The 12,505-nt window shown below is 33.8% G+C and carries 15 protein-coding genes, 1 tRNA gene and 1 pseudogene; 8 read left to right on the top strand and 9 right to left on the bottom strand.

Annotated elements, in window-relative coordinates:
* Nucleotides 1-4 precede the first annotated feature (4 nt).
* From RMR09_RS00235 to RMR09_RS00225, 3 genes are all read left to right on the top strand, one after another.
* Nucleotides 5-943 (top strand): mevalonate kinase, encoded by a 939-nt coding sequence (locus RMR09_RS00235; protein ID WP_310593826.1) that lies wholly within the window; start codon nt 5-7, stop codon nt 941-943.
* 35 nt (nt 944-978) lie between these two features.
* Nucleotides 979-1,935 carry a geranylgeranylglycerol-phosphate geranylgeranyltransferase gene (locus tag RMR09_RS00230; protein ID WP_310593825.1) on the top strand — a complete coding sequence of 319 codons (957 nt, stop codon included), beginning with the start codon at nt 979-981 and terminating at the stop codon, nt 1,933-1,935.
* Between the two features lie 105 nt (nt 1,936-2,040).
* On the top strand, nt 2,041-2,934 hold the full coding sequence (locus tag RMR09_RS00225; protein WP_310593824.1) for a pseudouridine synthase: 894 nt from the start codon (nt 2,041-2,043) through the stop codon (nt 2,932-2,934).
* A 52-nt stretch (nt 2,935-2,986) separates the two neighbouring features.
* Here RMR09_RS00225 and RMR09_RS00220 read toward each other — a convergent pair.
* Nucleotides 2,987-3,068, bottom strand: a tRNA-Leu gene (locus tag RMR09_RS00220).
* Between the two features lie 111 nt (nt 3,069-3,179).
* Here RMR09_RS00220 and RMR09_RS00215 point away from each other — a divergent pair.
* The 5 genes from RMR09_RS00215 (at nt 3,180) to RMR09_RS00195 (ending at nt 7,229) form a co-directional block, all read left to right on the top strand.
* Nucleotides 3,180-4,571, top strand: coding sequence for a dipeptidase (locus RMR09_RS00215; protein WP_310593823.1), 1,392 nt, complete (start codon nt 3,180-3,182; stop codon nt 4,569-4,571).
* 396 nt (nt 4,572-4,967) lie between these two features.
* Nucleotides 4,968-5,201, top strand: a complete 234-nt coding sequence (locus RMR09_RS00210; protein ID WP_310593822.1) for a hypothetical protein — start codon at nt 4,968-4,970, stop codon at nt 5,199-5,201.
* Entirely contained in the window at nt 5,201-5,575 is a 375-nt protein-coding gene (locus RMR09_RS00205; protein WP_310593821.1) for a BlaI/MecI/CopY family transcriptional regulator, read from the top strand. The genes RMR09_RS00210 and RMR09_RS00205 overlap by 1 nt, the downstream gene beginning before the upstream one ends.
* A complete protein-coding gene (locus RMR09_RS00200; RefSeq protein WP_310593820.1) occupies nt 5,572-6,765 on the top strand; it encodes a M56 family metallopeptidase in 1,194 nt (397 codons plus the stop codon). Before RMR09_RS00205 ends, RMR09_RS00200 begins: the two co-directional genes overlap by 4 nt.
* 77 nt (nt 6,766-6,842) lie before the next feature.
* The gene (locus RMR09_RS00195) at nt 6,843-7,229 is read left to right on the top strand and encodes a DUF423 domain-containing protein (protein WP_310593819.1); all 387 of its coding nucleotides are present in this window, start codon (nt 6,843-6,845) and stop codon (nt 7,227-7,229) included.
* Nucleotides 7,230-7,261: 32 nt separating this feature from the next.
* Here the strand turns inward: RMR09_RS00195 and RMR09_RS00190 are convergent, their stop codons facing one another.
* From RMR09_RS00190 to RMR09_RS00155, 8 genes and pseudogenes are all read right to left on the bottom strand, one after another.
* Nucleotides 7,262-7,909, bottom strand: coding sequence for a PH domain-containing protein (locus RMR09_RS00190; RefSeq protein ID WP_310593818.1), 648 nt, complete (start codon nt 7,907-7,909; stop codon nt 7,262-7,264).
* A 45-nt stretch (nt 7,910-7,954) separates the two neighbouring features.
* Nucleotides 7,955-8,326, bottom strand: coding sequence for an MmcQ/YjbR family DNA-binding protein (locus RMR09_RS00185; protein WP_310593817.1), 372 nt, complete (start codon nt 8,324-8,326; stop codon nt 7,955-7,957).
* The gene (locus RMR09_RS00180) at nt 8,323-9,120 is read right to left on the bottom strand and encodes a cyclase family protein (RefSeq protein WP_310593816.1); all 798 of its coding nucleotides are present in this window, start codon (nt 9,118-9,120) and stop codon (nt 8,323-8,325) included. Before RMR09_RS00180 ends, RMR09_RS00185 begins: the two co-directional genes overlap by 4 nt.
* A 49-nt stretch (nt 9,121-9,169) precedes the next feature.
* Nucleotides 9,170-9,546: pseudogene (locus RMR09_RS00175) on the bottom strand (GxxExxY protein).
* Between the two features lie 65 nt (nt 9,547-9,611).
* Entirely contained in the window at nt 9,612-10,745 is a 1,134-nt protein-coding gene (gene hemW, locus RMR09_RS00170; RefSeq protein WP_310593815.1) for a radical SAM family heme chaperone HemW, read from the bottom strand.
* A gap of 83 nt (nt 10,746-10,828) precedes the next feature.
* Nucleotides 10,829-11,380 carry a crossover junction endodeoxyribonuclease RuvC gene (gene ruvC / locus RMR09_RS00165; RefSeq protein WP_310593814.1) on the bottom strand — a complete coding sequence of 184 codons (552 nt, stop codon included), beginning with the start codon at nt 11,378-11,380 and terminating at the stop codon, nt 10,829-10,831.
* A gap of 18 nt (nt 11,381-11,398) precedes the next feature.
* Nucleotides 11,399-11,875, bottom strand: a complete 477-nt coding sequence (locus RMR09_RS00160) for a hypothetical protein (protein WP_310593813.1) — start codon at nt 11,873-11,875, stop codon at nt 11,399-11,401.
* 42 nt (nt 11,876-11,917) lie between these two features.
* On the bottom strand, nt 11,918-12,148 hold the full coding sequence (locus RMR09_RS00155) for a hypothetical protein (RefSeq protein ID WP_310593812.1): 231 nt from the start codon (nt 12,146-12,148) through the stop codon (nt 11,918-11,920).
* Between the last annotated feature and the right edge of the window lie 357 nt (nt 12,149-12,505).

Here is a 12,505-nt window from a genome sequence, read left to right as displayed (position 1 = left end):
CACTATGAAAGGACCTCTTTTTTATTCAAAAATATTACTCTTTGGAGAATACGGAATTATTCAAGATTCCAAAGGACTTTCTATCCCTTATAATTTTTACAATGGTGCGCTAAAATGTGATCAAAATCCTTCTGCAGAAGCTATTTCTTCTAACGGGCATTTGAAGCGTTTTGTAAATCATTTGAAAAATTTAGAAATTGAACAACCTGATTTAGTTCGTTTTGATTTAGCTACTTTAGAAGCTGATGTTACTAACGGCATGTACTTCGATTCCAGTATTCCGCAAGGATATGGCGTGGGTAGTAGTGGTGCTTTAGTGGCAGCGATTTACGACAAATATGCTCAAAACAAAATCACCGTTTTAGAAAATCTAACGCGTGAGAAATTATTGGAACTAAAAACTATTTTCTCTCAAATGGAAAGTTTTTTCCACGGAAAAAGTTCGGGTTTAGATCCTTTAAATAGCTATTTAAGCATTCCTATTTTAATCAATTCAAAAGACAATATTGAAGCTACTGGAATTCCAACGCAAAGTCTGGATGGCAAAGGAGCCGTTTTCTTAATCGACTCTGGAATTGTGGGCGAAACTGCTCCAATGGTCAATATTTTCATGGAAAACCTAAAAGATCAAGGCTTCCGTAACATGCTGAAAACGCAGTTTGTAAAATATACCGATTCGTGCGTAGAGAACTTCTTGGGAGGTGATATGAAATCGTTGTTTGCCAACACTAAGAAATTATCAAAAGTAGTTTTGAGTCATTTCAAACCGATGATTCCTGAAGAATTTCATGGGATTTGGCAAAAAGGAATCGACACCAACGATTACTATTTGAAATTGTGCGGTTCTGGTGGAGGCGGTTATATCTTAGGTTTTACCGAAGATTTAGAACGCGCCAAAGCTTCTTTGAAAGACTACAAATTAGAAGTGGTGTACCAATTCTAGTCTGAGATAAAATTCCCAACGACAAAAACAAATAGATGTTAAGCAGAGCTAACAAATTGGTGGTTAAAAAAATAATCAGCTTGTTCTCTGTGGTAAGAGGCTACAACATTCCTATTATTATCTTGGCGCAATACCTTTCGGCTATTTTTATTTTAGCTCCCGAAAAAAGAGCTTTGGATGTCCTTCTTGATTTCAATTTGTTTATTTTAGTTTTTGCATCGGCATTGACCATTGCATCGGGTTACATTATCAATAACTTTTACGACAGCCGCAAAGATTTAATCAACCGTCCTACTAAATCGATGTTGGATCGATTTGTAAGTCAAAAGACAAAATTAAGCGTCTATTTTTCACTCAATTTCATTGTTGCTTCAATGGCGTTGTTTGTTTCTTGGCGCGCTTTTTTATTCTTTTCGGTGTATATTTTTTTGATTTGGTTCTATTCCCACAAAATCAAAAAACAACCTTTAATTGGCAATTTAATGTCAGCTTTGTTAGCCGTTTTGCCATTTTTTGCCATCCTTTTGTATTATTACAACCAAATCCCTTTTGAAGAAATTGAAAATTACAAGAATCAGTTGGCGGTCATTTTTGCACACGCAAGTTTCCTTTTTTTGTTATTGCTAATTCGGGAAATGATCAAAGATTTAGAAAACCTAAAAGGCGATTTGGCTAACAATTACAAAACTATTCCAATTGTTTACGGAGAAAACACTTCTAAAAAAATCATTACTGTTTTGGCATTTTGCACTGTAATTCCAGTCTATATTTTAATCGAAATTTACGATGTGGGTTATATGGATGTGTATTTTTACAGTTGTTTAATCGTCTTGATTTTCTTTGCATTGGCCTTACAAAAAGCAACTACCAAAGCTGCATTTCTCCGATTGCACAACGTACTTAAATTTTTGATTGTAGCAGGGGTTTTTTGCATCGTACTCATTAATCCGTCTGTTTTATGGCACGGAAAACGATTGTTGCTATTACACTAACTACGACACTCTTAAAAGTAAAATCGTTTCTCAAGGATATAAATACTATCTTTGCCAATTGAAGGACAAGTCTGTCCGAATGGAGATACTAAAATACCAATAATTATGAATACTAACAGAGGTGGCGGAAGAACCAATAGTTCTAGACCCAATTCAAATAAGCCAAAACCTGCCATGCAAAAGCGTGCGCAAGGTCCTAAAAAAGCAAAAGTCAACACTAAAATAGCAGAGGCAGAAGCAAACAAGGTAGTCAAAACACCTAATCAAGCTCCAAAAAGAGCGAAAGCTGCTGACGAAATTCGTTTGAATAAATACATCGCGAACTCGGGAGTATGTTCCCGTCGTGATGCCGATATTTACATCCAATCAGGAAACGTAAAAGTTAACGGAGTACCTGTAACTGAAATGGGGTATTTAGTAAAAATTACCGATACAGTTAATTTTGACGGGGTGCTTTTAACTCCTGAGAAAAAAGAATACATCTTGTTGAACAAACCTAAAAACTTTACTACTGCTCTTGATGAAGGTCAAGAATACCGCAACGTTTTAGAATTGGTTCGTGGTGCTACGACTGCAAAAATAGGAGCTGTAGGACGAATGGACAAAAATACTACTGGTTTATTATTGTTTACAAATGATACCGATATGATTAGAAAGTTCACTTTGCCGAACCAAAAATCATCTAAAATCTACCAAGTTTCGTTAGACAAAAATTTGAAATTTGAGGATTTAGAAAAAATAAGCAAAGGATTAGTTTTAGACGGACACCGAGTTTTTGTAGAAGAAGTAAGTTATATCGACAACGAACCTAAAAGCGAAGTGGGTCTTAAATTGCGTTCTGCGAATGTAAAAGTAGTTCGTTCAATTTTTGAGCACTTTGATTACAATGTTTTGCGTATAGATCGTGTCGCTTTTGCTGGTTTAACCAAAAAGAATTTGCCTCGAGGGAACTGGAGAATGCTTACAGAACAAGAAATTATCAATTTAAAGAACGTTTAAAATCTTTAAATTCACTCCATAAAAAAAGCTTCTCAATGAGAAGCTTTTTTTGTGCGGATAATAGGACTCGAACCTACACGCCTTGCGGCACCAGATCCTAAGTCTGGCATGTCTACCAATTTCACCATATCCGCTCAATTGTGGGTGCAAATATACACATAAGTTCTAATTTTCAAAGTAAATTAAACAAAAAATATTTCACTCCTTTTTTGTACTTTTGATTGTATTAAATTAGAATCCTTACCATGGAAAACATATCGTCTTACGTTCAAGAAAATAAAGAACGTTTCATTAACGAATTAATTGAACTATTAAAAATCCCTTCTGTAAGTGCTGATACCGCTTATTCTCAAGATGTGTTTGATACCGCTGATGCTGTAAAAGCGAGTTTAGAAAAAGCAGGCTGTGATTTGGTCGAAATTTGTGATACCCCGGGTTATCCAATTGTATACGGCGAAAAAACAATCAACCCCAACTTACCAACTGTTTTGGTATATGGACATTATGATGTTCAACCACCCGATCCAATGGAATTGTGGACTTCTCCCCCATTTGAACCCGTAATTAAAACTACTGAAATTCATCCCGAAGGAGCCATTTTTGCTCGTGGTGCTTGCGACGATAAAGGACAAATGTACATGCATGTTAAGGCATTTGAATACATGATTGCTTCTAACTGTTTGCCTTGTAATGTGAAATTCATGATTGAGGGTGAGGAAGAAATTGGTTCCAAAAGTTTGAGTTGGTTTGTTGAACGCAACCAAGAAAAACTAAAAAATGACGTAATTTTAATTTCCGATACCGGGATGATTTCAAATCAACAACCCTCTATTACGACAGGACTTCGTGGTTTGAGTTATGTTGAAGTGGAAGTTACAGGACCTAATCGCGATTTACATTCTGGATTGTATGGTGGAGCCGTTGCCAATCCAATCAATGTATTGACCAAAATGATTGCATCGCTTCATGATGAAAACAATCATATTACTATTCCTGGATTTTATGACAAAGTAGAAGAACTTTCTGCTGCCGAAAGAGCCGAAATGGCCAAAGCGCCTTTCAGTTTAGAAAATTATAAAAAAGCCTTAGACATTGATGCCGTTTATGGCGAAACAGGCTATGTAACCAACGAAAGAAATTCCATTCGCCCAACCCTTGACGTAAACGGAATTTGGGGTGGATACACTGGTGAAGGTGCCAAAACTGTTATTGCGAGTAAGGCTTTCGCTAAAATTTCGATGCGCTTAGTCCCAAATCAAGATTGGGAAGAAATTACCGAATTGTTTACCAATCACTTCTTGAGTATTGCACCTGCAGGCGTAACGGTAAAAGTAACCCCTCATCATGGCGGACAAGGCTACGTTACCCCAATTGATAGCATTGGCTACCAAGCCGCTAACAAAGCGTACACTGAAACTTTTGGCGTTCCTGCTATTCCGGTTCGCTCCGGTGGTAGTATTCCAATTGTCGCTTTATTCGAGAAAGAATTAAAAAGTAAAACCATCTTAATGGGGTTTGGATTGGACAGCGACGCTATTCACTCGCCAAACGAACATTTCGGAATTTTTAATTACTTAAAAGGAATCGAAACTATTCCGTTATTTTACAAGTATTTTGTAGAACTGAGTGACAAGTAACTTACATACAAATTGAAAACCAATCCATTTCTTCTCTAGGAAATGGATTTTTTTAGCTTTTCTTTCTGGCAGCTTCTTTTTTAACGAAAACTCATTTAGAAAAACACAAATTTAAAATAGTTTAAAAAAGATAAAATGTTAAATTTAATCTCTACGCTTGTAGAACTGATTTTTTATTCTACATTTGTAGAGTAAAAATCATCTATGAAAAAATTTCTATTGATTTTGACCGGATTAACACTCCTTTACGGATGCAAAAATAATCAAGCCATAAATTAAAAAACAAACAAGGAAAGAGAAGGTTTATCGATCGAAAAATATTCTGAAGATAGCTTAGCCTATAAATCCATAGGGAACTATAAAAAGGGAAATCCCATAAAAAAATGGAAATATTTTTTGAATGACAAAATTATCAAAAAAGAAAAATATAAAGCTGGGTATTGCAACACAAGGATATATTTTCAAAACGGGAAATTAGCATCGAAAGGAAAAACAAAGTTAGACAGCATTAATCAAAAATACCATTGGTATTACAGTGGAATTTGGAAATATTATAACGAAAAAGGAAAATTAATTACACTTAGAAACTATAATAACGGTAATTTAATCACAGAAACCGAAATCAAATAATGGTACAACTATCCAATTCAGAAGAACAATTAATGGAGCACCTTTGGCAGCTAAAAAAAGGGTTTATGAAAGATTTGCTCGAAGCTTATCCAGATCCTAAACCAGCAACAACAACAGTAGCAACACTTTTAAAGCGAATGATTGATAAAAAATTTATAGCCTATAATGAAAATGGAAACGCTAGAGAATATTACCCATTAGTTAAAAAATCGGACTATTTCTCAAAACATGTCAACGGGTTAATTAGTAATTTTTTCAACAATTCGGCTTCGCAATTTGCCTCCTTTTTTACAAAAGAAACTAATTTAACTGCTGCTGAACTTGAAGAATTAAAAAAAATAATTGATAGTGAAATTCAAAAAAAGAAAAAATGACAATCTTTCTAATCAAATCCAGTTTATCCCTAGTAGTTTTACTTTCGGTCTATTATTTATTTCTTGAAAAAGAAAAAATGCACCATTTCAACCGTTATTACTTATTATTTGGACTTTTATTTTCATTAGCAATTCCATTTTTTTCGTTTGAAATTATTGAAAAAATTCAATCTCCTTTGAGTTCCATCAATAACATTCAACTACCACAGACCATTATTACAAACACAAGTAAAACAAATAATATAGTCCTCTTAACTTGGATAATTTATGGGTTAATTACTACCCTACTTTCTATACGGTTTATGCTAAATTTAAAACAAATACAAACTACTATTCAGTCTCATCCTACTATAAAATATAAAAATGCAAAATTAGTTTTATTAGATAAAAAAGTGCTTCCTCACACCTTTCTAAATTACATTTTTATTAATAAAAAGGAATACGAAACAGAACAGATAGAAAACGAATTATTTATTCATGAACTAACTCATGTATCCGGAAAACACAGTTGGGACATCCTGTTTGTCGAAATTCTAAAAACTGTTTTTTGGTTTAATCCGCTATTTATTATTTACAAAAAAGCAATCCAACTAAACCATGAATTCATCTCTGATGAAAAAGTGATTCAAACCCATACAAATGTTCCGTTTTACCAATCTTTACTTTTATCTAAAGGAAACGAGAATACAACTTTTTACTTGGCCAGTAATTTAAATTTTTTAATAACCAAAAAACGATTAATTATGATGACAAAACAAAAATCAACCAGAATCATTTTACTAAAACAAATGAGTATCGTCCCTCTTTTTCTTGTTTTATTGCTATTTTCTTGCCATAAAAACACTGAAACTATTGAAAATTTATCAAAAGCAGGTCAAACAGTACTTCGGCATCCAAGTACCACAAAAACAAATCCTGAATTTAAAGGAGGCATAGAAGCCTTTTACAAATTCATTGGCGAAAACTATCAAATTCCAAAAGGATTTAAGGGAAAGGGTAAAATCTATATGAAATTTATGGTTGAAAAAGATGGCAATCTTTCTGAATTTGAAATTATTAAAGATGATGAATTCGGCTTAGGAAAAGAAGCTATTCGAGTTTTAAAAATGTGCCCCAATTGGACTCCTGCAACTGAAAACGGTAAACCCGTAAGAGTTCAATACAGTTTACCTATTACAATTCAGGAATAGTACTAAGATACATCTGCTTTAAAAAAAGCAGATGTGTTTTATCGAAATTAATTGAATAAAAGATATTTTTGTAAAAAATGAATAAAAAAATCACTGCAACAGCCGCTTTGTTTGGAATGATTGCCATTATATTAGGTGCTTTTGGCGCTCATGCTTTAAAAAAAGTATTAAATCCAGAACAATTAATGAGTTTTGAAACAGGCGTACGGTACCAAATGTATCATGCTTTCTTTCTATTCGTTCTGGCAACCCAAAATGATATAGTAGAGAAGACTAAAAAAAACATCTATACTTTAGTAGTATTGGGAGTTCTTTTCTTTTCAGGATCGATTTATCTGTTGTCCACAATGGGAATCACAGGAATCAATTTTAAAAGCATCGGTTTCATTACACCAATTGGCGGGTTATTGCTAATTGTGGCTTGGGGACTACTCGGTTTTTCCATTCTAAAAACAAGAAAATAAAAAAAGCGGTTTCAATTGAAACCGCTTTTTTATTACATATAACTCAGAATTTCTTTTTTCAAAGCATCGTATTCGCCTTGTAAAATCAATCCGTTATCGAGTAGTTTTTTATAATTCTGCAACTTTTCAAAAAGTTCGTCTGAAGACAACTCATTCAATGGTTTTTCTTTGTCTGAACCAATTGATTCTATTTCTGAAAATTCGGCATGAGCTGGCATTATTTCATCAAATGAAGTGACTTCCTCCGTTTCAACTTCTTCTACATCAGGAGTTATAGAACTACCGCTTTTTAGCACATCTATTTGTTCTTTTGCAAAAGCATACATTTTACGCGCTTGTACTTTTGGAATGTATTCAATTGTTACGGAAATCGCGGTTTTGGTTACAAATGAAAAATCAGATCCTAAAATACCTTCTTTGACAAATGTACTTTCAATTTCATCCCAAGAATAATCCGTAAAGTTCATCGAAAGTCCTAAATTTTTAGGTTGGCAAATGATAATTCGTTTGTTGGTCACCACAATACTATCGGGCAAAACAGTTATAGCAGGTTTTTTTTGTACTGCGATATAACCAATTTCTTCATTCTTCATCAATAAATCACTCAATTTTGACATGACTTTCTCAATGGCTTTTGGGTCTTGCTCTTCGTTTAAAAACTTTTTAATTTGATCGTTCATACACTCTTTATTTGGGAATTATTTTAGTTAAAGTAAATATACTACCTAATTTTCTACTATTAGAATTTCATTCTTTATTTTATTAGACAAACTGTTAAAAACCAATTCATACGAATGATCGATTAATTCCTTGACCAAGCTGTCAGATACGTCTTCATTGATAGTAACCGTGTTCCAATGTTTTTTACTCATGTGGTAGCCCGGTTGTATGCCTTCATATTCGGCACGTAATTCTTGTGCTTTTTCAGGATCACACTTCAAGTTGACTTTAGGATTTCCCATTTCCCAAGAACTTAACGAACTCAACAAAAATATTTTATTGCCCACTTTAAGCACCAAAGCATCTTCATTGAAAGGAAAGTGTTCAGTGACTCCTAGTTTGGAAAGACAATACTCATAAAAGGTTTCTAAATTCATATCTCAACTCTGTATATTGTTTTTTTTTGTATCGCATACAAAACTGGCTTACTCGGACTCGCATCATTTTCAAAGGAAGCTATCTGTAAATTCAGCATATAATTACCGTCTGAAACTTCGTTAGGGACAAAAATCATTTCGGTAATAGTGCAATTCAATCTTGCATCTTCATTCAAATAATTCACGTCTTTAACATTCCAAAAGGCCTTGTGTGCCACTAATTTTCCTCCGTCTTTCTCTTGATCGACACTGGGCAAATCAATTAATAAATGTTGGATTCCGCTTTCGCGAAGAAACAACGCAGCTTCTTCAGACAAAAATGGCGGATTAGTATTGGAATATTTCAATGATTTTTTTGAAACGTCATTAGGCAGCGTTCGAATAACAATCGCTTCGGGTTTGATTTCTGAATGCTGAAAAAAATTCAATTCTTTTTCAATTTGCGCTTTTGAAATCACTAAGTCCGCACCCACTTTTTCTGGTTGAACTGAGATTAGTGTTGCCCAAAAGAAAAACTGTTTTAAATATTGATTGATGCTATAGAACTCTTTTGTGATATGCCCCAAACACTCCGTATGTGTTCCGTGAGCATGCGGATTAAAAAACAGATTGTTGAAATTAGTTGACGACTGTCCTTCTGAAACTTTGCCCACCCAATCTCCCATCACTACCGGTTTTATTTCCGGCGCATTTTGATACCAAGCAATAGGATTTTGCTCGTCATTCGTTATTGGAATCGAAATATCAATGGGTTTTGATAAGTCAATTTCGAAATTTTGGATTTTTGTAATCATATTTTTTAACCGCAAAGGGCGCAAGGTTTTACGCAAGGTTCGCAAAGTTTTAAAGATTATTGACCACTCTTTTTATTCCGTTTTTAATTAAGGTAACATTGAAATTAATTAGTAAGCCTAATTTACAATTTGTCAATTTTAAATAGGTTAACAATTGAGCAAAATGTACATCATTCAAAGCCTCCACCGATTTTATTTCAATAATTAATTTATTGTTTACAATAATATCAATTCTATAGCCTATATCAAGTTTTACTTCTTCATAAATTAACGGTAACGGTTTCTGTTTTTCGACATTTAATCCTTGTTTTTTAATTCAAAAAACAAACATTCTTCATAGGCACTTTCTAATAATCCGGGACCTAAACTTTGATGTACTTTTAAAGCACAATCAAACACAATTCTTGATAATTCGTTTTCTGTCATATTGAAATTGGCGTATATTTTTATCTTGCGTTCTTGGCGAAAACTTGGCGAACCTTGCGGTTAAGTTATTCCAAATTTAAGTAAAACAAATCACTTGCTATTCCATCCGTTAAAAATTTACCTTTAAGCGTAGGTTTTAATATGTCGTCAGCAATAAAAAGTAACCCATCATCAATGAATTTTTGTGATTGTTGCTTTAAATAATTTAAAAATTCTATACCGAATTCCTGCTCAATCCGAACTAAAGAGACACCCCAAATGGTTCGTAGACCTGTCATAATATATTCATTATAGCGGTCTTCTAAAGTTAATTTTTCGATTTCATTAGGCAATTCTTCGTTTTGAATCGCTTTTAAATACAAAGCGTTATTTGAAACATTCCAACTCCTCGAAACGCCATCATAACTGTGTGCTGAAGGACCAATTCCAAGGTATTTTTTACCCAACCAATAGGCCGAATTATTTTGAGAAAAATAGTTTTCTTTGCCAAAGTTGGACAATTCATAATGAACAAATCCATTGTTTTCTAGGGTTTCGACCAAAATCATAAAATGTTCTTGGGCAACCTCATCATTAGGCGAAGCTATTTTTCCGGTTTGAATCAGTTTATTCAAAGCCGTTTTAGGTTCTACCGTCAACGCATAACTAGAAATATGAGGTATTCCAAAAGATAGCGCCGTTTCAATATTCTGTTGCCACCTTTCGTTCGTCATTCCGGGGATTCCGTAAATCAAATCCAGTGAAATATTATCGAAATAACGGGTGGCTATTTCCAAACATTTTTGGGCTTCTTCCGAATTATGTGCACGGTTCATCAACTGCAAATCCTCTTCAAAAAAAGACTGAATCCCAATCGAGAGACGATTAATTCCTAGTTCGGCAAATGCCGCAATTCGTTCTTCAAATAAATCATCAGGATTGACTTCAAGAGTAATTTCAGGAGTTGATACTACAGTATAATTTTCGTAAACGGCATCAATCAAAAACCTAATTTCTGCAGGAGTCAAAACAGATGGTGTTCCGCCTCCAAAATAGATTGTTGCTACGGATTCCTTTTGAAACTTCTTCTTACGCAATTGCAATTCCTTGGCTAAAGCCAAAACCATTTCCTCTTTCTTCTTCATCGAAGTCGAAAAATGAAAATCGCAGTAATGACATGCTTGTTTGCAAAAAGGGATGTGAATGTAGATACCTGACATTTTAATTTGAAAATTAATTAATTTGAAAATTTAAAAATGTGTCCAAAACAAGAAAATAATTTCCTCATTGATACATTTTCAAATTATCGAATTCGTTCTTCATTTTGTTTCACAAAAGCATCCCAACCCGAATAACTTTTTCCAATTTCTAGTCGGCCCGAATTAAAGAAGTGACACACAGCAGCTGCTAGTCCATCCGTTGAATCTAAGTTTTTAGGTAATGTTTTGAGACCTAGTAATTGTTGAAGCATTTTGGCAACCTGCTCTTTACTGGCATTTCCATTTCCGGTAATGGCCATTTTTATTTTTTTTGGCTCGTATTCTGTAATGGGAATTCCGCGAGAAAGTCCCGCTGCCATAGCTACACCTTGTGCGCGACCTAGTTTCAACATCGATTGTACGTTCTTTCCAAAAAATGGAGCTTCAATCGCTATTTCATCCGGATGGTGCGTTTCGATGAGTTCAATAGTACGTTCAAAAATGATTTTTAATTTTTGATAATGATTGTCATACTTAGACAATTGTAGTTCGTTCAATTGCAAGAATTCCATCTTCTTATTCACGACCTTAATCAGGCCAAAACCCATAATGGTAGTTCCTGGATCAATTCCTAATATGATGCGTTCGTTTGCCAATTTGAGTTTGTTTAACTACTACTCTACTTTTAGAATAACAGGAAGTATGAATTGAGTTTTAACTGGAATTCCACGTTTAATTGCGGGATTCACTTTCGGAAAATCAACTAATCGAGCTTTTAAAATACTGTCAATTTTTATGGTATCATACGCTACAGAATCTTTAGGAAACTGTGGTTCGAATTGCAATGTTGAATTTGGAAAAACAGTTACTTTAACTTCGATTGTATCTAACTCTGGATAAAGTACTGATAAGGTATCAACACTTAATTTTTCTTGAATTAATTGAGTTAATATCTCAAAAAAACATTGTTGACGCTGGGTCTTATCCTCTATTTTTTCACAATCTGTAAGTGACGGGAATTCATCTACTTCCTTCCAGTTGATTTCGTTTAATTCCTTTGCCAACAATTCCTTTTCAGAAGGCACTTGCTTCCCAAAATACTGACAAGAGTTAAACAGAATTACTACTAAAAAAAGAAAAAAATACTTCAATGTTTTGTTTTTGTATGGGACTAATATTGGATAAAAATACAATTATTTTTTTTGAGAAGCTTTATAAAGCAAATAATCTTCGTAGGATTCGGACATCCACTTCTTTTTGCTCTCGGCAGCGATTTCCTTTTGAGTTGGATATAAACTAGCTAATCGATCTGAAAAAGCAGCGATTTTAATGGTAAAACTATAAAATTCTTTTTTGCTCAAAATCAGATTAGGATTGGCTTTCTTCTGAAAAAACTCAAAAAACAAAGCGTCAAATTCTTTCATAGAATAATTCAAAACCTTAACTCGATTGCATTGTACAAGGAATCTTTAAGCCCATTATCTTTTGACACAAGAGATTGCCCCATTGCATTAAAAGAAATACAACTAAAAACAATTACTATCGAAAATAAGTGGAAGTGGTTTTTCATTTAAAAAAGAAATGTGTTTCGAAAAACCAAAATTATACTATTTTTTGGGGATAAAAAAGAGCAACTATATCGTTTTAGTACCGTCTTAAATCAAAAAAGCTATCCTTAGTTCTGAAAATCAGAATTTCTGGAAAGCTTTTCATTGGTCTAACTACTAAACCCGGTCAGCTTACAAGGCCGACCAAACAACACAACTAGCCTTAGATACCAT

Origin of the sequence: Flavobacterium sp., from assembly GCF_031537875.1 — a bacterium.
GTDB lineage: Bacteria > Bacteroidota > Bacteroidia > Flavobacteriales > Flavobacteriaceae > Flavobacterium.
Note: the sequence above shows the minus strand (reverse complement) of the source record. Positions and strands in the feature narration are given on the sequence as shown.